Source organism: Caballeronia sp. LZ029 (assembly GCF_031451275.1).
Classification (GTDB): Bacteria; Pseudomonadota; Gammaproteobacteria; order Burkholderiales; family Burkholderiaceae; genus Caballeronia; species Caballeronia jiangsuensis.
This window is the reverse complement of sequence record NZ_JARUXO010000004.1, coordinates 870,515-892,164: the sequence shown is the minus strand read 5'-3', so window position 1 is coordinate 892,164 and position 21,650 is coordinate 870,515. Positions and strand designations below refer to the sequence as shown.

Sequence of the window (21,650 nt, the reverse complement as noted above, 5' to 3'; positions counted from 1 at the left end):
ACATCGGGCGCTGCGGATCGGCCGGGGTCGCATCCTGCCGGACCGCGTCACGAAATGCGCGACGTGCCACAGAGCACGCGCGCGCCACGTGACTTTACCCGTATGGAGTCGCGGCGCGCCGTGTGATTTACTTGAAGAACACAACGGCCGGCGCCGCGCTTCTCACCCTTCAAACCGACCGTCGGTGCGCGTTCACCGGGAGCGAGATCGTGCGAGCCTTGTTGCCATCGTTGCGCGTGACCATCAGGCGCGAGTGGGCCGTGCTGCCGGGGCTGATTGCCGCCGCGTTGCTATCCGGCTGCATCGACGTGAAGGTGCCGACGTATCAGCGGCCCGACACGCCGGAGAAGACAGCCTTCACGAAGATCGATGCAGCGAAGGTCGCCGCATCCGACACGATCCAGCCCGATTGGTGGAAGCAGTTCCACGATCCGACGCTGGACGCGCTGGTCGAGAAGGCAATCAGCGGCAACTTCGATATCAAGGTGCTGGCCGCGCGCATTCAGGTGGCGGGCGCGCAGATCGGCGAGGCACGCGCGGGCGCGTTGCCGTCGATGGATCTGGGCGCCGGCGCGAGCTTCGAAAAGACGACCGGCCAGCAGTTCTCGAAACAGTACAACCTGGCGACACAGGTGAGCTGGGATATCGACATCTGGGGTTCGGTCGAGAAGGGCGTGCAGGCCCAGAAAGCCGAATTTCGCGCCACCGAAGCCGACTGGCGCGCGGGCTATCTCGAACTCGTCTCTCTGGTCTCGACGACCTACTTCCAGATTCTCCAGTTCGACGATCAGATCGCCCAGCAGCAGCAGACCATCACGACGAACCAGCAGATCCTGACGATCTTCGAAGGCATGCAGAAGAACGGTCTCGTGCCGAAGACGCAGGTGCTCACGCAGCGCGCGGAACTCAATCGTCTGACGCGCGAGCTGCTGGAACTGCGCCGCTCGCGCGATCTCGCCAACAATGCGCTCTCGACGCTGATCGGCGTGCCCGCGGGCGAATTCAGGATGCCCGACGGCAAGCTGCAAAAGCGCGTGCAGATTCCGCCGGTGCCGGGCGGCCTGCCGTCGCAGTTGCTCGCGCGCCGTCCCGATCTGATCGCGGCCGAGTATCGCGTGCTCGAAGCCTACGACCTCGTCGGGCAGGCGAAGCTCGCGCAACTGCCGACCATCAACCTGACCGGGCGGGCCGGTTCGGCGAGTTTTCAGCTCACCGATCTGCTGAAGATGTTCACGTTGAGCTTCGTGCCGAGCATCAATATCCCGATTCTCGATCCGGCCGTGCGCGCCCACGTGAAGACGACCGAAGCGCAGACGGCGGTCGCCGAACAGCAATATCGCAGCACGGTGATGAACGCGTTCGAGGAAGTGGAAAACGCGCTCGTCAATCTCGATTCGCATACGAAGCAGCGCGTCGAGTTGCAGCAGGAAGTCGATCAGTTGACGGTGGTCGCCGCGCAGATCGACGCGCAGCTGAAAGAGGGCGTGATCTCGCAACTCCAGGTGTTCGAGACGGAGCGCACGCTGCTCGCGGCGCAACTCGCGCTGCTCGCGAACCATCAGCAGATTCTGTCCGACACGGTGACGCTCTATAAAGCGCTCGGCGGCGGCTGGCCGATGGTCGATGTGCAAAGCGCGAGCAAGGACGAGACGAAGTGAAGCGCTCCATTAATATCGATGAACGCATTCATATGAATGACTAACGATCGTTTCATATCGATGGCCATTTGCGTGACGAACCGGTGCCGCACGATTGACTACGACGATGCAGGACTTAAACTCTCAACAGCCGCCGGTTACGAATGACTTCAATAACGGCGCGGTCCAACCTGTCCATGCGCCCGACGTTGCCGGGCATTCCTCTGGCGCGTCGGCGGCAGCGGCTGGACGTACCTCGTGACATGGACATGGCTCAAGGCTTTTCCGTGGCGGAACAACCGCCGAGCGTGGGCGAGGCGTTCGACGTCATTCTGAAGCCCATGCCGCATCCCGAGCTTGCCGGCGAGCTGGCGGACAGGCTGACGGAAATCCGCATCGACGAAAATCTCTTCGCGATCGGCCGCGCCGAAGCGCCTTTCGATACGAGCCCGCCCGAAGCCGTCGCGCAGCTCTCGCGCCGTCACGCGCGCATCTTCATCGAACACGGTTTCGTCTATATCGCCGATCTCGCGAGCAAGAACGGCACCGCGGTGAACGGCACGCCCGTGCGCGATACGCCCGCACGCGTGCGAAGCGGCGACATCATCTCGTTCGGCAGCCGGCTGTCGTATCGCGTGCAGTTCGCGCCGCGCACGCGGCGTATCAATGCGCCGAAGCCCATCGGCATCACGCTCACGCCGCAGCGCGACGATCTCGGTCTTCATCCCGTCGAACTCGCGCAATTTCCGTTTCTCGTCAGCAAGACCGACGAAACGTTTTCGCGCTATCGCGAGCAGTATCCGCATCAGGTTAACTACGTGTCGCGGCGGCATGCGCATGTGTTCATCAAGGGCGGCGCGCCGTTCGTCGAGGATCTCGGCAGCACCAACGGCACCTTCGTGAATGGCGAGCGGCTCGGCGCATCGGCGGTCGAGCTGAAGAATGGCGACACCGTCGCATTCGGCGGCACGCACTTCGCGTACACGGTGCATCTGCACGGCGAGGAGAGCGAATCGACGCTCACGGAAATGGTCGCGCAGGTGGAGGCGCAGGCTCACGACGACGAACACGACAGCGACAAGACGACCTTCGTCGGCTCGGCGCATTCGTTCCTGGATATCTTTTGCGTCGATCAGGCCGCCGCCCGCGAGGACGAAGTCAACGAAGAAGCGCAGCCCAAACCCGCCGACGAAAGCCGTCATGACACGCGCGCCGCGAAGCGCGGCAAGTTCGCGCTCTTCGTGGCCGAATTGCATCGAGTGCTCGCAAGCGACGACCAACGCGCCGCGCGTCGCACGCGCATCATCGTCGGTTGCTTGCTGGCCGCGCTCGTCGCGGGCGGCGCGGCGCTCTACTTCATCGGCTCGCCCGAGCGTCAGGCGAAATCGCTGATGGCGCACGGCGAATTCGGCGAGGCCGCGAGCGTTTCGAACGACTATCTGAAGACGCATCCGAAAGACGCGCAGTTCGCGTCGATGAACACCGAGGCCGTGCTGAAGTCGAACGTGCCGCGCTGGCTCGCCGCGTTGAAGAAGGGCGATTTCGCGAGCGCGGACGCGATCATCGCGCAGATGAGAACGCTCGCCGAGCACAACGCCGATGTGCATTCGCTCATCGACGAACTGCAGTGGATCGGCAAGCTGGAAAGCTTCGTGATGGCCCGCGGCGGCGCCGAAGCGCCGATCCGCATGTATGCCGACGAGCCGCGTATCGGCGCGATCCTGAAGCATTGGGAAGCGGATGCGGCGGGCCATCAGCGCGATCTCGACCGCATCGCGGGCTACGTGCCCGAGTTTCGCGATCCGTACGCGCTCGCGCTGAGCCATCTGCGCAAGCTGCAAAGCGACGATTCGGTGTATCTCGCGGCCATCGAAAGGCTCAATGCGAGCATCGTCAAGAGCCTGGGCCAGGACGATCCCGATGCGATCGGCGCGACGCTCAAGGAATACGCGGACAAGTATCCGCGTCTCGCGGGCCTCGATCGCGTGCGCGCCGATCTCGACAGCTATGCGGGCCTGCGACGCAGCCTCAGCGCCGGAAGCCTCGCGCCGCTCGCGGGATCGGTGAGCAAGGCGAATTTCTCGACGCCGCCGTTTCAGGAAAAATTCGGCCAGATGCGCGCGAGCCAGTTGCCGCCCGCCGACGTGCTCGCGCAGTACGCGACGGTCGCCGAGGCATGGAGCCGCGGCCAGAGTGCGCAGGCGATCGACGCCTTGCAAAAACTGCCGCAAGGTTCGTGGTCGCCTACCGTGCAGAAGGAACTCGCGCACAAGAAGGCCGTGGCCGCGCAGTTCGCCGATTTGCAAAAGGCGCGCGGCTCGAAGGGCTACGAAGAAGCGTTGCTGTCGTTCTACGAAACGCTCGATCTCGATAGCGACACGTTCTATGCGAAGGCCGTCGCGCCCGACGTCGCATCGCTGAAAGACAAGGCGACCGCGCGCGCGCAGACGCTGATGACGCAGGCGCAAACGCTCTGGCAGCAGTATCGGACCAATGGCGGCATCGGCGGGTCGCAGCGGCTCGAATCGGGCGTGTCGGATACGTTCAGGACGCAGGCGCGGCTTTTGTCGGACGCGCAGGATGCGGCCACGCGCGGCATGCGCATCTTCAGGCAGGTGAAGGCGGACAGCGCGACGGCGAAGTGGACCGCGCTCGCCAATGAGATCGACACCGAAGCGGATTTGCAGCGACGCTCGCTGCAGGATCTGCGCATGGTGCTCGAACCGGGACTTCTCAATACCAAGCTGAGTCTGATCGGCGGAGGCACGAGCAGTGAAGAGAGACACACACCTTAAGCCGTTGTCGGAGGCGCTCGGAGAACACGGTGCCGAAGGCATCGCGATTCTCACGGCCGAACCGCTCGGGCTCACGAAAGGGCTCGTCTATGCGATGGTGGCGCTCGTTGCATCGGCGCTCGTCTGGTCGTTCGTCGGCCATGCGGACGTGATGGTCAGCGCCCAGGGCACGCTCGCGCCGGAATCGGAAGTGCGGCGCTTCTATACGCCGATCGATGGCGAACTGGCCGATCTCTATATCGCCGAAGGGCAGCCCGTGCGCAAGGACGATGTCGTCGCGCGCCTGAACGCACGCGGCGCGATCGAGGCCGCGAGCAACGCGCTCGAAGCGCAACTGAAGCTCGACGACGCCGAGCGCGAATGGAAGCAGTTCCCCGAGAAGAAGCTGCTGATGGAGCGCAAGATCGCCGCGCTCAAGGATCAGATGGACGTCGAGGAGCATCAGCATCAGCAGCGCGTGGCCGAAGGCACGAGCAAGCTCGCGGAAGGCCAGAAGGCGCAGTTGCAGGAAGCGCGCAGCACGCTGGAAAACGCACGCCGCGCGCGCGATGCGGCGAAGGTGGAGTACGACCGCTTTCAACGTCTGCTCGCGCTGCCGGGTGGCGGCGGCGTGGCCGAAACGCAGGTCGATGCGAAACGCAATGCCTATCTCGAAGCGGACGGCGCGTATCGCGTGGAGCAATCTCGGCTTGCGGAACTGGACTTCCGCCTGAGCCACGATTTCACGCAGGCGAAGCGTCAACTCGAAACGAGCGGTCAGGAAGCGACGAGCCTGCGGCTGCAATACGAAGCCGCGATGCGCGAAGTCGCGAGCACCGAAGACAAACTGCGTCTGCAACTACAGACGGCGCGTCTCGTCGCGGATGCGGCCGCGCGCATCAAGTTCGAAAACATCGACAAGGATAATTTTCTGCTGATTCTCGCGCCGGTGTCGGGCGTGGTCACCGATGTGACATCGACGCAGCCCGGCGACAAGATTCAGGCGAACACGCCGCTCGGCGGCATCGCGCCGGCGAATGCGAAGCCGGTGCTGAAGATCGAGATCGCCGAGCACGACCGCGCGTTCCTGCGCGAAGGGCAGCGCGTGAAGCTCAAGTTCAACGCGTTTCCTTATCAGCGCTACGGCGTGATCGAAGGCACGCTCGCGTTCATCTCGCCCGCGACCAAGCCGAGCCCGACGACCAAGCAACCCGTCTATGAAGGACGCGTGACGCTCGATCGCGATTCCTATCAGGTTGCGGACACGAAGTATCCGCTGCGTTACGGCATGACGGCGACCGCTGAAATCGTGGTGCGCGAGCGGCGCCTGATCGACCTCGGGCTCGACCCGTTCCGTAATGTGGCGGGATAAGGATGGGGGGTTACACGAGCGCCGCAACGCGGACATGATGCGCAATTCAACATAGAACCGAACGGAGAACGAGATGACGGCGATTGTGCGTATCGACGACGAAGTGGTCGACGTCGGCGAATTCATCAGGTTATTGAAGCTGAACGGCCAGTTCGACGGACTTATCGAGCAACTCGTGCGCGACAAGCTGACCGTGCGTGCGGCAAAGAAGTCGGGCGTGGCCGTGAGCGACGAAGAAATCCAGAACCGCGCCGATCAGTTCCGCCGCATTCGCGGGCTGCATCGCGCGGCGGACATGAACAACTATCTCGATGCGCTGCACGTGAGTCTCGACGAGTTCGAGGTCTATATCACCGACACGCTCTATCAGGAAAAGATGCTCGACAAGGTGGGCACCGAGCGCGAGATCGAAGAGTATTTCCAGCTCAACTCGCCGAAGTTCGACAGCATCGAAGTCAGTCATATCCTGCTCGATACCGAGGGCAGCGCGAAGGAGATGATCTCCTATCTCAACGACGATCCCGACAGCTTCGCGGAGATGGCGCGCGAGCATTCGCTTGCCGATACGCGCAACGAAGGGGGCGTGATCGGCCGGGTGATGCGCGGACAGATGAAGCCGGAGGTCGAGGCGAAAGTGTTCAACGCGGAAGTCGGCGATCTGCTCGGGCCATTCATTTCCGCGGATGGCGCGTCGTATGAAATTTTCGCGGTGACGGCGAAGTATCCCGCGAAACTCGACGAAGACGTGTCCGCGGAAATCCGCCGCCTGCTGCGCGAAGACTGGATGCTGACGCGCGCGCAGGAGCATGTCATCGAAGCACGCTGACCGACGGGGAACGCGATAGAACATGGACGCTCCATCGAGCCTTGATTCGCCCGCCGACTTTCTTTCGTCGGTCGAGATTCTTTCGCCATTCACGCGCGAGGAGATCGAACACCTGGCGGCGAATGCCGAGTCGCGCCGCTTCGGCTTCGGCGAAACCGTGTGCAATGCGGGCGATGCGGCCGACGGGCTCTATATCGTGAAGGCGGGCTCCGTGCGCATCTTCACCGAGGAGCACGGCAAGGAAATCAGCATGGGGGTCAAGAAGGAGCGCGAGACCTTCGCCGATATCGCGATGCTGCGCGACTACCGGCACGAGTCGTCGGTGCGTTCCTCCGGCAAGACCGAGCTCCTGTATATCCCGCGCATCGCGATCGATCCGGTGATCGCGAAGAATCCCGCCGCGCTCGCGTTCGTGACGAGCTACGTCGCGATCAATTCGGCGGGCGGCTTCGTCGCGAAGCTCTTCGATCTGCGCGGCAAGCTCGACAAGGCGGAACTCGAAGAATGCGTGCGCAGTGTCGGCGTGAAGCGCGTCGGCGAGGGCAAGGAGATTCTCAAGCAGGAATCGCGCGACGACCGGCGTCTCTATGTCGTGCGGCAGGGCGAAGTGCGCATCGTGCGCGAAGAGGGCGGCGCAAAGCATGTGCTCGCGACGCTCGGTCCCGGCGAGATCTTCGGCGAGAAGGCCTGCGTGATGCGCCAGGAGCAGATGGCTTCCGCCATCGCGAGCGCGGATACGCGCCTGCTCGTGATCCCCGAGAAGACGGTGCATTTCATCATCGAGCGCAACGTGAAGCTGCGCGAAGTGCTGGAAGAACGCATCCGCTTCACCGAGCGCGAATTGCAGCGCCAGAAGAAGCTCGCCGAGCGCCGCAAGCTGCCCGCGATGCTCGATCTGCACACGAAGCCCGAGCTTGGCGAGCGCGTGATCAAGCGCTTCGCGTGGGTCGAGCAGGCCGAGGAGATGGATTGCGGCGCGGCCTGTCTCGCGATGATCTGCCGCCACTACGGCATCAACATGACGCTCGGCAAGCTGCGCGAGCTCGCCAACGTGACGACGTCCGGCGCGACGCTCGATTCGCTCGCGCGCGCGGGCGAATCGCTCGGCTTCACAACGCGCGGCGTGCAGTGCACGTTCGAATCGCTGCGCGGCTTCGAGATGCCGTTCATCGCGCACTGGGAGGGCTATCACTACATCATCGTCTACGGCGTGTCGAGCGAGAACGTGTGGGTCGCGGACCCGGCGATCGGCTTCAGGAAGATGACGGTCGGCGAGTTCGAGCGCGGCTGGAGCGGCACGTGCCTGCTGTTCACGGCGGGGCAGGATCTCACGCAGAAAGCGGTTTCGCGCTCGCCGTGGCTGCGTTTCGTCGGCTATCTGAAGCCCTACAAGAAGATCCTGCTGCATCTCTTTCTCGCGACTTTCGTGATTCAGGTGCTGGGCGTGATTCCGCCGCTCATCATCCAGAACATTCTCGACGGCGTGATCGTGCATCAGAACGTGAGCCTGCTGCATGTGCTGATCGGCGGCCTCGTCATCGCGAGCCTGTTCACGCAGTTGATGACGACGATACGCGCGTACCTTGCGAACTTCATGGTCCGCAACATGGACTTCGCGATGATGTCGCAGTTCTTCAAACACACGTTCTCGCTGCCGTTCGGTTTCTTCGCGAAGCGCAAGACCGGCGACGTGTTCGCGCGCTTTCAGGAGAATCACACGATCCGCGCGTTCCTCACGGAATCGACGGTATCGACCGTGCTGAACCTGCTGATGATCTTCATCTACTTCACGATCATGTTCCTCTACAACGTGAAGCTCACGTTGCTGCTGATCGCGTTCGTGATCCCGATGATGGTCCTCACGGTCGTCGCGACGCCGCGCATCAAGCAGAACGCACGCGAGACGTTTTCCGCGGGCACGGATGCGCGCTCGTATCTGATGGAAGCGCTCGGCGGCGTCGAGACGGTGAAGGGCATGGGCATCGAGCGTCCGGTGCGCCTGAAGTGGGAAAAGAAGTATGCGAAGTCACTGGAAGTGCAATACAAATCGCAGCGCTTCAATATCGCGGTGGGCCTGTGCAGCCAGTTGCTGAACGCGGCGACGACCATCGGCGTGCTATGGGTCGGCGCGAATCTCGTGCTTGCGCGCGAACTGACGATCGGGCAACTGATCGCGTTCAACGCCTATATGGGCAGCGTGCTCGCGCCGCTGATGGGACTCATCAACCTGTGGAGCCTCTTGAACGACGCGGGCGTCGCGATGGAGCGACTGGGCGACGTGCTCGACATCGAGCCTGAACAGAAACCCGAAGACATGCAGCAGCGCGTGATGCTGCCGGACCTGCAGGGCGACATCAGCTTCAACGGCGTGTACTTCCGTTATGGCGACGGCGACGCGCCCTACGTGCTGGAAAACATCAGCTTCGATGTGAAGCCGGGCGAACTGATCGCGATCGTCGGACGCAGCGGCTCGGGCAAGACGACGCTCGCTAAACTGCTCGTCGGTTTCTATGCGCCGAGCGAGGGCAAGATGACGGTGGATGGCTACGATATCAACGTCGTCGACAAAGGCTTCTTTCGCGCGCAGATCGGCTATGTGATGCAGAGCAATCTGCTGTTCTCGGGGACGATCGCCGATAACATCGCGAGCGGCGACGAAGCACCCGACAGACGGCGCATCGAGGAAGTCGCGAAGATGGCCGATGCGCATGCGTTCATCGTGAAGATGCCGCTCGGTTATGAGCAGGTGGTCGGCGAGCGTGGCGTGGGGCTTTCGGGCGGACAGATCCAGCGGCTATGCATTGCGCGCGCGCTGTATCACGACCCGCGTCTGCTCGTGTTCGATGAAGCGACATCCGCGCTCGACACGCAATCGGAAAGCAATATTCTCGGCAACATGCAGGAGATACTGAAGGGACGCACGGCGGTGATCATCGCGCACCGGCTGTCGACGATCATGCGCGCCGACAAGATTCTCGTGCTGTACGAAGGCGGCATCGTCGAGCAGGGCAAGCACGACGAACTCGTCGCGAGAAAAGGCATGTACTACCAACTCGTGCAAAAGCAACTGAGCGCAGCATGAAAATACTCGACCAACCGGAAAGCGATGCAAGCGCGCCTGCGTCATCGGCGATTTCGTATGCGGGGCTCATCGAGAAGATCGAGATTCTGCGCTCGACCCTCCGATGGACCTCGCGTCTCGAACGGCCCGAAATCGAAAAGCTGCTGCGGCAGGCGAGCACCTTGCGCGACGAAGTGATGCAACTGTCGCACAAGGAGCGTTTCGTGCAGGCGGCGGCCGCGGAGCCGAAGCGCGATCTGCCGCCGGGCGCGCGGCGTCAGGCGCTGATCGAACGCAGCTTCGTGTTCGAAGGCACGTTCGGCGATAACCCGAAGCTGCTGGAAGCGCTGGAAATCGCGGAAAAAGCCGCGCCGACCGATCTCCCCGTGCTGATCGACGGCGAGAGCGGCACCGGCAAGGAACTGATGGCGAAGGTCATTCACGCGAACGGCTCGCGCGCGGACAAGCCGTATATCTCGGTGAACTGCGGCGCGATTCCGGACAACCTGCTGGAGTCGGAATTGTTCGGGCATCGCAAGGGCGCGTTCACGGGCGCATCTAACGATCGTAAGGGCAAATTCGAAAGCGCGCATACGGGCACGATCTTTCTCGATGAGATCGGCGAGCTGCCTTTGTCGGGGCAAGTGAAACTGCTGCGTGTGCTCGAAGCGCACGAGATTCAGCGCGTGGGCTCGGATGAGCCGATCGCGGTGGATACGCGCATCGTCGCGGCGACGAATCGCAACTTGCGCAAGTTCTGCGACGAGGGGCGCTTTCGCGAGGATCTGTTTTATCGGCTGAGCGTAATTCATCTGCCGCTGCCGGCGTTGCGCGAGCGGCGCGACGAGATTCCGCTCCTGCTTGCCTATTTCGGCGATGAAGCCGCCGCGACCCTGAAGCGCAGACCCGTGAAGCTGTCGCCGAGGCTGCGCGATTTCCTGCGCAACTACGACTATCCGGGCAATATCCGCGAGCTGAGGAACGTGCTGTATCGGGTCGCGTGTCTTGCGGGCGATATGGCCGATATCGAACATCTGCCGGTCGATATACGGCCGAAATCATCGCTCTCGCTGGCGATGGGCGGACCGGCCGCGAGCGGCAACGGCATCGCGACGGCGAGTTCGCTCGCGGAAGCGAAGCGCGTCGCAAGCGACGAGGCGGAGCGCGCGTTTCTCGAACGCGGGTTGCAGGAAACCGGCGGAACGGTCGCCGAGCTTGCGAGACGGTATGAGATGAACCGGTCGCATCTGCAGATGCTTTTGAAGAAGCACGGGCTGCATTCGAAGGAGTTTCGGGCGGCGGCGCAGAAGAACAAGGAGGCGGGGGGATAGCGGCCTGGCCATCCAAAGCAAGTTGACGTCGTGTACTGTTGGAGTCAAAATGTACATACAAACGTCAATACAGGTGGTGTGTGCATTTCGAATGGGATGAAAAGAAAAATCAAACCAACATTCGAAAACACGGAATCGATTTTCAAGATGCAGTCGACGTATTCAATCACCCGGTGCTGACGTGGCCCGATACGCGGGAAGCGTACGGAGAAGAGCGCTGGATAGCGCTGGGCTGGATGAAGGAGCTGGTAGGCGTCGTGGTGTATGTCGAGCGATATGCGGATGTGGTCCGTATCATCTCGGCGCGCAAGGCAGCCAGACACGAGGCGAGAAGATATGAGCAAGAAATCGGGAACTGACTGGAAGAAGTTGGCGAAGATGAAGGACGCCGACATCGATTTTTCCGACATGCCGGAACTCGATGATTCGTTCTTCGAGCAGGCGGAACTGCATGTGCCGCCCAAGCAAGCCGTGACGATGCGGCTGGATGCCGACGTGCTGGAGTGGTTTCGCCAGCAGGGAAAGGGATATCAGACACGTATCAACCGGCTTCTGCGCGCCTATATGCAGACTCAGCAAAGGCGTCATTCCTGAACGCCCCTAAATCGACGGATTCACCTGCGTCTTGTCCGGCGCCATCAGGTCCTCCACGTGCGCGACGACGACCGAAATATTGTCGCGCCCGCCGCGCGCCAGTGCGATCTCCAGCAGCCTTTGGGCCGCCATATCGCAATTGCCGGGCGCAAGCTCGTTCATGATCTCCGCCTCGCTCACCTCGTTCGATAAGCCATCGCTGCACAGCAGAAACGTATCGCCATCGTGCAGGGCGAGCGTGTTTTCATCGAGTTCGAGCACGTCGAGCGCGCCGACCGCACGCGTGATCAGATGCTGCGCCGGATGATGCAGCGCTTCCTCCGCCGTTAGCTGGCCGCGCGCCTTCAGCTCCTCGACATGGCTGTGATCGCGCGTGAGCTGCACGAGCCGTCCCTGACGGAACAGATAGATGCGGCTGTCTCCGGCCCACACATAGCCGCATGCGCCGTCGCGTGCCGCGAGCAGCACCACCGTGCTGCCGATGCGCGAAACCATCCGCCGCGCCGCCTCCGCGCGCAACTGGTCGTTCACGTCGAGAAGCCGCGTGCGCGCATCCGCGATTACGCCCGGCAGGTCGTTCGACGCCGACACACGGGCCAGGCTCTCGATCACCATCCGGCTCGCCAGATCGCCGACCGCGTGTCCACCCATGCCATCCGCGACGGCCCATAAGCCGCGCTCGGGGGCATCGAGCAACGCGTCCTCGTTGATCTGCCGCACGCAGCCGGTGTCGGTGCGGGCGGCGGAAGTCCATCGAAACTCGGTGTTGAAGGTCACGGCAACCTCCGGAATGCTGGATGGCGCGGCGTCGGGCGCGCGTCGCGGACGGTCCCGCTCATTGTGTACCAACGCGCGCCCGAAGCGAATCTTGATCTGCACCGTTCAACCCGCGCGATTCCCCGCCACCGAATTCGGGTTGACCGTGAGCGTCGCGCCGTTCCCCGTGTTGCTGACCGCGACGTTCTGAAACTGATTGACCATCTGGCCGACCGAAATGTTGGTGATGTTGTTGGTGACCTCGTAGACATTGTTGGTGACATCGATGAGGTTCACCACGGCGCTTCCCGCAGCGCCGCCGCCCGACGGGCGATCGACATACGGCGTGATCCAGCCGTACACCCAGGGCGCACCGCCGCCGCCACTGATGGCCGACATCGCCGCGTGATCCAGCTCGCGGTCGTATTCAAGATCGGTGACGGTGATGGCGCACATGTCGTTTCTCCGGGATGGGCCTGTGAGCAGGACGTAGCAGTCAATGCAAGGCTCATGCCGACGCACACGCGCTTTAGCGTTTTTCCGCGCGTGCCGCGTGGGACGGCGTTTCGGCGAAATCGGCCGAAACGCGCGCAAAGGCATCCGTTGGGTCGCCGCCAACAAGCGCTGTTGGCGCAGCAGCGACCAACCAACATACGCAGGCGCGTCCCACGCTCGCGGGCTTCTGCCACGAAGCTGCGTGTTCTGACGCACGCAGCCCAACAAACATCCCCCGAAACTGTTGGCCGATCCAGAACACAAGGGCATTGGGAATCGGTCGTAAATTACGGTTAATTCAATAAAATCAGTTACTTATAGAAGCTGGCAAGGAAGATGCAAATGACATGGCAACCCGGCGCCAGACAAACACTTGGCGCCAAGCAAAGAAGAATCGGAGCCAGCCATGTCAACCAACCAACAATCCGGACTGATCGACCAGCAAGCCGCTTGCGGTTTCTCGCTCGACGACGAACCGGCGCTCGGCACCGAACTCGTCACGCGCCGCTCGGGCTACGAACACCACGGCATCTACGCCGGCAACGGCATGGTCATCCACTATGCCGGCTTCGCGAAGTCGCTGCATCGCGGCCCGGTCGAGGAAGTCTCCGTCGAGCAGTTCGCCGCCGGCCACGAAGTCACGATCCGTCAGAACCCGGCCGCGAAGTTCGTCGGCATGGAAGCGGTGGGCCGCGCACGCAGCCGCCTCGGCGAAGACCAATACCACCTGCTGACCAACAACTGCGAGCACTTCGTCACGTGGTGCCTCGACGGCCGCGCCCGCAGCCGTCAGGTGCAAGCGTGCTTCGTGCATCCGCGCGCCGCGCTTCGCGCCGTGTCGGGACTTTTTCGCGCCTATGTCGCCGCCGAACGCCGCCGCCGCATGAACGCGGCGCTCGCAGCCTGAACCGCACGTCTTGCCGATCGATTCCGAGGAGACCATCATGCAAACCATCGAAAATTCGCTGCACTGGGCCGTCGACAAATGGCTCGCCCCGACACCCGCGCGTCCGGCACGTGTCGTGCGTCTGTGCCGCTCGCATGTCACCGGCGCGCGCTATGTTTGCATCGAGGCAGAGCATCCGGGCGGCCCGCTCGCGATCATCTTCTTCCGCCACGACGACGGCACCTGGAACGTGTTTCCCCCGCAGGCGAAGCGCCCGTCGATGAGCGCGCAGCGCCTCGCCGCCTGAGCGCATACTGAATGCGTACGATGGGCCGGGGCGCGTCGGGCTGCCCCGGCTTTGACACGGCAATCCCGCTGCCGCTACTCTAGGCGCACCCAGGCGGCCATTCGACGAAGCCGCCGGGTCGCACGGATGCGGCAGGTCGTGGTAGTTTTGCGTCCGTGAACCAGATCGTACATTTTCGAGGTATTGCCGATGACCCAGCCCGACTCTTCTTCCTCCGCCCGCGCGACGCCCGATTCCATCCTCGGCGACAATCCGCTCGGCATCGCGGGGCTGGAGTTCGTCGAGTTTTCCAGTCCCGATCCCGAGGGCCTCGCCAGGCTCTTCGAGACGCTCGGCTTCGTTGCCGTCGCGCAGCATGTCAGCAAGGCGGTGACGCTTTTCCGGCAGGGCAGCATGAATTTTCTGCTGAACGCCGAGCCGGATTCGTTCGCCTCGCGCTTTGCGGAGTCGCATGGGGTGGGCATCGCCGCGATCGGCATTCGCGTGCTCGATGCGCAGGTCGCCCACGAGCGCGCGCTCGAATACGGCGCGTGGGATTTCGAAGGCGAGAAGATCGGCCCGAACGAACTCGCGATTCCGGCGATCCAGGGCATCGGCGATTCGCATATTTATTTCGTCGATCACTGGCCGGGCAAGAACAGTGGCGAGACGTCGATCTACGACATCGACTTTCGTCCGATCGCCGGCGCCAGTCCGGACCCGAAGAGCACCGGTCTGCTGGAAGTGGATCATTTCACGCAGACCGTCGGCGCGGGCCGCATCCAGGAATGGCTCGATTTCTACCGCGAGGTGTTGCACTTCTCCGAGATTCATCAGGTGCACCCGGACTGGCATGTGTCGCAGGATTCCGCGGTCACGCTGTCGCCGTGCGGCTCGATCCGCATTCCGGTCTATGAGGAAGGCACCTATCGCACGGACCTGATGCAGCAGTATCTGCCCGATCACGAAGGCGAGGGCGTGCAGCATATCGCGCTCGCATCGGCCGATATCTTCGCTTCCGTCGATGCCTTGATGGCGCGCGGCGTGCGCTTCCTGCAGCCGCCGCCGCGCTACTACGACGAGATCGACGAGCGGCTGCCCGGCCACGGCCTCGACATCGACGAGATGCGCACGCGCGGCATTCTCGTCGATGGCGAGATTCTCCCCGGCGGCACGCCGCAGCTTTTCCTGCAGACCTTCGTCGAGCGCCAGCCCGGCGACATGTTCTTCGAAATCGTCGAGCGGCGCGGGCATCACGGATTCGGCGAAGGCAATCTCGCCGCGATCGCGAAGGCGCGGGGCTGACCGAACAATTGCATGCGCCACGCCGGGCCGCGCTCATTGCACGACGATCGTCCCCGTCATGTGCGGATGCAGCGAGCAGAAGTACTTGTACGTGCCCGGCTTGTCGAACACATGCGAGAAGCTCTCGCCGCTGTCGAGCGGATCGGACTTGAAGCTCTTTCCTTCATCGGCGACGGTGTGCAGCATGTCGTCGTGATTCACCCACGTCACCTTCGTGCCGACCGGCACGGTGAGGGCCGGCTGGCTGAACGCGAAGTTGTCGATGGAGATGGTCGGCGCGTTGGCCGCCGCGACCTGTTGCGCGGGCTCCTGCGCACAGGCCGACGGAATCGCGGCGCTGATGACACCCTTCACGACGAGCGCGAACGCGGCCTTGCGCAGGAACTTGCCGGCGAGCGGACGGAGATTGGCGGGCGAGACATAGCTCGCGATCATGGCGGCGTTCATGACTGCGCGGCGGCAAGCGCCGTGTCGGTGATGGCCAGTTGCGAGCGCCCGGCGATATGCGTGACTTCGCGCAAGCCGAGCATCGTACGCAACTGCTCCGCGGGCACCTTCATCGGTCCGGGCCCGGACGGCGCGCCCGGCGCGGGTTGCGGAAACGCTGTCGACATCGCCGAATAGAAACGCATCTCTCCCTCCACTTTTTGCGCCACCTGATGGACGTGGCCATTCAATACCGTCACCGAGCCGAAGCGCTTGAGCAGCGCGAGCGCCTGCGCGCTGTCGTCGGTGCCCCAGCCCCATTGCGGATACAGCGCCCACAGCGGGATGTGCGCGAACACGACGATCGGCGTGCTGCTCGATTTGCCCTGCAGGTCGGCCTTGAGCCACGCGAGTTGCGCATCGCCGAGAAAGCCGAGGCCGCCGCCCTTCAGGTCGATCACGTTGGTGAGGCCGATGAAATGCACGCCGCCCTGATCGAAGCTGTACCAGTGGCGCGTGCTGTCCTTGCCGTACTGCCCGGAAAAGCGCTCGAAGAACGGATTGCCGTCCTCGACCAGCACGTCGTGCTCGCCCGGCACGTAATGCACGTCCATGCCGGCCTTGTTGATGATCTGCGTGGCCGTGTCGAACTGGCCGGGCTTCGACATGTGCGTGATGTCGCCCGTGTGGATCATGAAGGCGGGGCGCGTCTTCATCGTGCTCACGCGGTTGACCGCCTCTTCGAGCGTGCTCGTCGGCTCGGTGTTCGGATCCTTGTTGAAGCCGATATGGCTGTCGCTGATCTGCACGAAGCTGAACGAACTCGTCTTCTCCGCAGCTTCCGCCGATGAAATCAGGCGCGAGACGGGCACGCCGCCGCTCACGGTCCAGATGACGCCGGCGCCCGCCCAGGCCATGCAGGAGAGGGCGGTGCGGCGGCGCTTGCCGTGCTCGTCGAGTTCGTCGCGTTCCTGCGCGGGCGGCAGTGCGGTCGGGTCGGGTTTCATGATGGGGTCCTCTGAGGATTGCGGCCGCGGTTCTTGTCATTCGAATCGGCAAAATCGCGCCCACGGCGGCTCGATGCATGGGCGCGAGGCCGGCGACGTACGCTTCGTTCGGGCGAGGTCGCTTGGGCATCCGTCCATCGAACCGGTGAAGACGGCGGGATATTCCCGCTATATTTTTTTGAGTCGCTGCTGCAAACGGGAATAAACCGTCCGCGAGAGGAGTAACGGTGGGGAAGGCGCGAGAAAGCGATGCCGGGCGCGCCCGAACGATGTTTTCCGAACGTGGTTGTCGAAAGGAGACCCGCGCGATGTGGCCAAGCAGGTCGAAAGAAGACAAGTCCGGGCGCCGCGGCCAGGCGGGCGCCGAGGCGGTGCACGCGCGCTTCGAGGCGACGGTGATGCCGCACCTGGACGCCGCGTACAACCTCGCGCGCTGGCTGTCGGGCAGCGCGACCGACGCCGACGATGTCGTGCAGGAAGCGTATCTGCGCGCGTTCCGTTTTTTCGGCGGATTCGAGGGCGGCGAGGAAGCGAACGCGCGGGCTTGGCTGCTCGCGATCGTGCGCAATACGTGGTTCACGGAATGGCGGCGGCGCGTGCAACTCGCGGACGCGACGCCCTACGACGAGGAACTGGGTGGCGACGAGGCGTTGCCGGGCTGGTCGGAGGAAGGCGCGGCCGATCCGGAGACGCTCGCCGTGCGCCGCGACGAAGTTCATCTGGTGCATCGCGCGCTGGAGGCGCTGCCGATCGCCTTTCGCGAGGTGCTGGTGTTACGTGAGCTGGAAGACATGAGTTACAAGGAAGTCGCATCCGTGACGGGCGTGCCGATCGGCACGGTGATGTCGCGGCTCGCGCGCGGCCGCAAAATGCTGGCGGGGGCGGTTCGCGCGGCTCAGGGCGGGCAGGACAAGCCGAGCGTGCGGCTCGTGCGCCGTGCCGGACCGGGACATTCAGAGGAGTCGGGAAATGGAAAATAACGACACCGCCTCGCTCGATACGAGGCTCACCGATGGTTCGCTCTATCAGCGCGCACCCGTGCATCTGCGCGCGCAAGTGCTGGCGCGTGTGCGGGAGGAAGCCGAACGGGACGCCCGCACACGCTTGCCGGAGCGCGCGGCGAAGCGCGGCTGGAGCAACCTGTTCGCGGCGCCCTGGCCGTTCTTCGGCGGCGCGTTCGCGGGCGCGACGCTCTCAGCGCTCGTGCTCGGCGCGATGCTGTGGTTCCAGGCCGCGCCGCTCATGACGGGCGTGGCGGGCGCTTCGCCGATCGCGCAGGAGATCGTGTCGAGCCATGTGCGCGCGTTGATGTCGGACCGTCCGATCGACGTGCTCTCCAGCGACAAGCACACGGTGAAGCCGTGGTTCAACGGCCGCATCGACTATGCGCCGCCGGTGATCGATCCGGCGGGGCCGGGCTTCGCGCTCGTCGGCGGGCGGCTCGATTACATCGATCATCGGCCGGTGGCGGTGGTGGTGTATCGCTACCTGAAGCATCCGATCGACGTGTACGTGTTTCCCGAGCGCAAAGGCGACGTGAAGAGCGAGACGAACGACAAGGAGTTCTCGCCGGTCGTCACGCAGTCCGACGATGGTTATGCACTCGCGCGCTGGAACCATGACGGCATGACGTTCTGGGCCGTCACCGATGCGTCGGGCGCGGTGCTGCGTCAGTTCGCCCACGCGATCGAAACCGGCGCGCCGCGCTAAAGCGGTGCATGGCGATAAAGCGCTTATTCGCTGAAAGAACCTGAGAGTGCGCAAGGTTGCGCGCGGTGATCCTCCGGGGACGCCGCGCGTTTTTTTATGCGCGGCCTTAAGCGTATACCCGCTGTCTCTTCGCTTTCACGAAGCTCTGAAAACGCTTCGGGATGCTGTCCAAATCCTGTCCGCGCAATGCTTCTTTAACGCTTATTCCATGCCGTGCACGCTTACGATGCGTCAGGTGTGGGCTAACGCTCGTGCTCTTCGGGTATGTCCGAATATGGTCATATCCTTACATTTTTCTACACTCGCTCACAGCCCATGTAATCGATAACGCGCAATGCATTTAAAAAGCGTTGCAGGCTTTTCGCGCGATGCATGGGACTTTCAAAAAACGATCAGGCGATGGAGACACACATGGGTATGAAGATGAAGCTCATCGCGAGCACGCTCGCGTTCGGCGTTTTCTCGATGGCGCACGCGGCGGACCCGATCAAGATTGGCGTCGATGGTCCGTTTACGGGCGGTTCGTCTTCCATGGGTGTCAGCATGCGCGACGGCGTTCGTCTCGCCACGGCGGAAATCAACAAGTCCGGCGGCGTGCTTGGCCGCCAGATCGTGCTCGTCGAACGCGATGATGAAGCGAAGAACGAACGCGGCGTGCAGATCGCGCAGGAGCTCATCAACAAGGAGAAGGTCGTCGCGGTTGTCGGCTATATCAATACGGGTGTGGCGCTCGCGTCGCAGCGCTTCTTCCAGGAAGCGAAGATTCCCGTCTTCAACAATGTCGCGACCGGCACGGTGGTGACGAAGCAATTCGACGATCAGCCCGATAACTACGTGTTCCGCAACGCGGCCGCCGACCGCATCCAGGCGCCGATGATCGTCGAGGAAGCGGTGACGAAGCGTGGCTTCAAGAAGGTCGCGATTCTCGCCGATTCGACGAACTATGGTCAGCTTGGCCGCGAAGATCTTGAAAAGGCGCTGGCCGCGAAGGGCGTGAAGCCCGTGGCCGTCGAAAAATTCAACATCAAGGACGTCGACATGACGGCCCAGTTGCTGAAGGCGAAAGAAGCGGGCGCCGAAGCGGTGCTGACTTACGGCATCGGGCCGGAGCTTGCGCAGATCGCGAACGGCATGTCGAAGCTCGGCTGGAAGGTGCCGTTGATCGGCAGCTGGACGCTTTCGATGGCGAACTATATCGACAATGCCGGTGCGAACGGCGAAGGCGCGCGCATGCCGCAGACCTTCATTCAGGAAGCGAATACGCCGAAGCGCAAGGCCTTCATCGATGCGTACCTGAAGGAATTCAAGCCGAAGAACGATCGCATCGATTCGCCGGTGTCGGCGGCGCAAGGTTATGACTCGGTGTACCTGCTTGCGGCGGCGATCAAGCAGGCCGGCACGACGGACGGTCCTAAGGTGAAGGAAGCGCTCGAAGGCCTTAACACGAAGGTCGAAGGCGTGGTGATGGTCTACGACAAGCCTTTCTCGAAGGGCGATCACGAAGCGATTTCGCCGAATGTGCCGGTGATCGGTGAGGTGAAGAGCGGCCGCGTGATCTATGCGTATGACGCCGACAAGAAAGGCGGCGGGACTTTGCGTAGCAAGCAGGCTACTACTGCTTCTAATTGACGTTGCCGTTGTTTTTAGGGGCTTTGCCGGTGGAATCCTGATTTCGTGTCGGTCTATTGGCACTGCCCCTCCCCGGGGCGGGGGTCACTTTCTTTGCTGCTGCAAAGAAAGTAACCAAAGAAAGCAGCTTCTCACCGCCCGCGGTCACACGCAGTTTGGCCATGCTTGCCAGCCCGCGGTGGCCCTCGCCTAAGTGTCGCCCCCAAAGGCCCACTCGGGCTTGGCTCGCGCACGGTCCGACAAGCTGGTTGTTTTAAGGCGCTGGTTCAGCACCAAATAGCTTCGGCACAGCGCTACGCGCTGCCGTGGGGTATGCGAGGGAAACCGAAGAGGGAGCGCGCGCGCGCCCGATTGACCCATCGGCCGCGAAGCGGGCCGGAGCTATTTGGTGCTGAACCAGTGTGTTGTGCGGTGCGATGAGTCAGACCGTGCGCGGTCCAAGCCCTTGTCTGCTTGTGGGGGCACTCGCTATTGCCGGGCCATTCAGCCAATCGTCTGTGCCGCGGCCGGCGTGAAGTGCTTAGGCTGGGGAAAGCTGTTTCTTTGGTTACTTTCTTTGCAGCAGCAAAGAAAGTGACCCCCGCCCCGGGGAGGGGCAACACAAATAGACCGACAAGAAAGCAGGATTCCACGAAAGCATAAGCGCACCAACCCCAACCGCCCAAAAACCCCCCGCGATGATCCTTCTGCAACTCATCTACAGCGGCATAGCCCTCGGCATGATCTACGCCGTGATCGCATTCGGCTATCAACTCACCTTCGCCACATCGGGCACATTGAACTTCGGCCAGGGCGATGCCCTGATGCTCGGCGCGCTCGTCGGCCTCACGCTCGTCTCCGCAGGCGTCAACTACTGGCTGATGATTCCGCTCGTATGCCTCTTCGGCCTGATGCAAGGCGCGTTCGTCGAGCGCATCGGCGTGCGGCCCGCCATCAAAATCAAGTCCGAATTCGGCTGGATCATGTCGACGATCGCGCTCGGCATCATCTTCAAGAACGTCGCGGAAAACGTATGGGGCCGCGACGATCTGCGCTTTCCGTCGCCGCTGCCCGAAGCGCCGCTCAAGGTGTTCGGCGCAAACGTGCTGCCGATGGAACTGCTCGTCGTCGGCGGCGCGCTCGTGATGATGCTCGCGGTCGAGTTCTTCAACCGCAAGACGATCTTCGGCAAGGCCGTGGTCGCGACCGCGAACGATCGCGATGCGGCGTCGCTCATGGGCATCAACACCGGGCTCGTCATCACGTTCTCGTATGCGCTTTCATCGCTGACCGCTGCATTTGCAGGGGTTTTGATCGCGCCGCTCACATTGACGGGCGCAACGATGGGCGCGGTGCTGGGCCTCAAGGCCTTCGCCGTCGCGATTATCGGCGGCTTGTCGAGCGGCATGGGCATCATCGTCGGCGGGATGATTCTCGGCATCGCGGAAACGACGACCGGATTCTATATTTCCACCGGCTACAAGGACGTGCCGGGACTCGTGCTGCTCTTGATCGTGCTCGCGGTCAAGCCCGCAGGTCTCTTCGGCAAGATGGCGATCAAGAAAGTCTGAGGCGG

General features: G+C 62.8%; 19 protein-coding genes. 15 read left to right on the top strand and 4 right to left on the bottom strand.

Annotated elements, in window-relative coordinates; translation table 11 throughout:
* The first annotated feature begins 236 nt into the window (after positions 1–236).
* The 8 genes from QCE73_RS30085 to QCE73_RS30050 all read left to right on the top strand — a co-directional run bounded on the left by QCE73_RS30085 (position 237) and on the right by QCE73_RS30050 (position 11,595).
* Positions 237–1,658, top strand: coding sequence for an efflux transporter outer membrane subunit (locus QCE73_RS30085; RefSeq protein WP_081818359.1), 1,422 nt, complete (start codon positions 237–239; stop codon positions 1,656–1,658).
* 248 nt (positions 1,659–1,906) lie between these two features.
* Positions 1,907–4,432 (top strand): FHA domain-containing protein, encoded by a 2,526-nt coding sequence (locus QCE73_RS30080; RefSeq protein ID WP_309884791.1) that lies wholly within the window; start codon positions 1,907–1,909, stop codon positions 4,430–4,432.
* A complete protein-coding gene (locus QCE73_RS30075) occupies positions 4,410–5,783 on the top strand; it encodes an HlyD family efflux transporter periplasmic adaptor subunit (protein ID WP_035511116.1) in 1,374 nt (457 codons plus the stop codon). Before QCE73_RS30080 ends, QCE73_RS30075 begins: the two co-directional genes overlap by 23 nt.
* 73 nt (positions 5,784–5,856) lie before the next feature.
* On the top strand, positions 5,857–6,609 hold the full coding sequence (locus QCE73_RS30070; RefSeq protein WP_238213859.1) for a peptidylprolyl isomerase: 753 nt from the start codon (positions 5,857–5,859) through the stop codon (positions 6,607–6,609).
* A gap of 22 nt (positions 6,610–6,631) precedes the next feature.
* A complete protein-coding gene (locus QCE73_RS30065) occupies positions 6,632–9,691 on the top strand; it encodes a peptidase domain-containing ABC transporter (RefSeq protein ID WP_309884790.1) in 3,060 nt (1,019 codons plus the stop codon).
* Complete coding sequence (locus QCE73_RS30060) at positions 9,688–11,001, top strand: sigma 54-interacting transcriptional regulator (RefSeq protein WP_309884789.1); 1,314 nt, start codon at positions 9,688–9,690, stop codon at positions 10,999–11,001. The genes QCE73_RS30065 and QCE73_RS30060 overlap by 4 nt, the downstream gene beginning before the upstream one ends.
* A gap of 80 nt (positions 11,002–11,081) precedes the next feature.
* On the top strand, positions 11,082–11,360 hold the full coding sequence (locus QCE73_RS30055) for a BrnT family toxin (protein WP_309884788.1): 279 nt from the start codon (positions 11,082–11,084) through the stop codon (positions 11,358–11,360).
* On the top strand, positions 11,338–11,595 hold the full coding sequence (locus tag QCE73_RS30050) for a BrnA antitoxin family protein (RefSeq protein ID WP_309884787.1): 258 nt from the start codon (positions 11,338–11,340) through the stop codon (positions 11,593–11,595). The genes QCE73_RS30055 and QCE73_RS30050 overlap by 23 nt, the downstream gene beginning before the upstream one ends.
* Before the next feature lie 6 nt (positions 11,596–11,601).
* Here QCE73_RS30050 and QCE73_RS30045 read toward each other — a convergent pair whose 3' ends face one another.
* Both QCE73_RS30045 and QCE73_RS30040 read right to left on the bottom strand, forming a co-directional pair.
* Positions 11,602–12,372: a protein phosphatase 2C domain-containing protein gene (locus tag QCE73_RS30045; protein WP_309884786.1), complete on the bottom strand. Its 771-nt coding sequence runs from the start codon at positions 12,370–12,372 to the stop codon at positions 11,602–11,604.
* Positions 12,373–12,477: 105 nt separating this feature from the next.
* Complete coding sequence (locus QCE73_RS30040; RefSeq protein ID WP_035511108.1) at positions 12,478–12,807, bottom strand: hypothetical protein; 330 nt, start codon at positions 12,805–12,807, stop codon at positions 12,478–12,480.
* 445 nt (positions 12,808–13,252) lie between these two features.
* On the opposite strand from QCE73_RS30040, the gene QCE73_RS30035 reads away from it, so the two are divergent.
* The 3 genes from QCE73_RS30035 (at position 13,253) to QCE73_RS30025 (ending at position 15,323) form a co-directional block, all read left to right on the top strand.
* Entirely contained in the window at positions 13,253–13,753 is a 501-nt protein-coding gene (locus QCE73_RS30035) for a lecithin retinol acyltransferase family protein (RefSeq protein WP_309884785.1), read from the top strand.
* 37 nt (positions 13,754–13,790) lie between these two features.
* Positions 13,791–14,039, top strand: coding sequence for a hypothetical protein (locus QCE73_RS30030; RefSeq protein ID WP_035511103.1), 249 nt, complete (start codon positions 13,791–13,793; stop codon positions 14,037–14,039).
* A 189-nt stretch (positions 14,040–14,228) separates the two neighbouring features.
* Positions 14,229–15,323, top strand: coding sequence for a VOC family protein (locus QCE73_RS30025; protein WP_309884784.1), 1,095 nt, complete (start codon positions 14,229–14,231; stop codon positions 15,321–15,323).
* 33 nt (positions 15,324–15,356) lie between these two features.
* Here QCE73_RS30025 and QCE73_RS30020 read toward each other — a convergent pair whose 3' ends face one another.
* Positions 15,357–15,770, bottom strand: a complete 414-nt coding sequence (locus QCE73_RS30020; protein WP_035511099.1) for a cupredoxin family copper-binding protein — start codon at positions 15,768–15,770, stop codon at positions 15,357–15,359.
* Entirely contained in the window at positions 15,767–16,756 is a 990-nt protein-coding gene (locus QCE73_RS30015; protein ID WP_051627270.1) for a metallophosphoesterase, read from the bottom strand. The genes QCE73_RS30020 and QCE73_RS30015 overlap by 4 nt, the downstream gene beginning before the upstream one ends.
* A gap of 308 nt (positions 16,757–17,064) precedes the next feature.
* Between QCE73_RS30015 and QCE73_RS30010 the strand changes: the two genes are divergently transcribed.
* The 4 genes from QCE73_RS30010 to QCE73_RS29995 all read left to right on the top strand — a co-directional run bounded on the left by QCE73_RS30010 (position 17,065) and on the right by QCE73_RS29995 (position 21,645).
* Positions 17,065–17,736: an RNA polymerase sigma factor gene (locus tag QCE73_RS30010; RefSeq protein WP_187606250.1), complete on the top strand. Its 672-nt coding sequence runs from the start codon at positions 17,065–17,067 to the stop codon at positions 17,734–17,736.
* Positions 17,726–18,466 (top strand): anti-sigma factor, encoded by a 741-nt coding sequence (locus QCE73_RS30005; RefSeq protein WP_309884783.1) that lies wholly within the window; start codon positions 17,726–17,728, stop codon positions 18,464–18,466. The genes QCE73_RS30010 and QCE73_RS30005 overlap by 11 nt, the downstream gene beginning before the upstream one ends.
* 417 nt (positions 18,467–18,883) lie before the next feature.
* Positions 18,884–20,095 carry an ABC transporter substrate-binding protein gene (locus QCE73_RS30000; RefSeq protein WP_371882252.1) on the top strand — a complete coding sequence of 404 codons (1,212 nt, stop codon included), beginning with the start codon at positions 18,884–18,886 and terminating at the stop codon, positions 20,093–20,095.
* A gap of 677 nt (positions 20,096–20,772) precedes the next feature.
* Positions 20,773–21,645: a branched-chain amino acid ABC transporter permease gene (locus QCE73_RS29995; RefSeq protein WP_035501820.1), complete on the top strand. Its 873-nt coding sequence runs from the start codon at positions 20,773–20,775 to the stop codon at positions 21,643–21,645.
* Positions 21,646–21,650 lie beyond the last annotated feature (5 nt).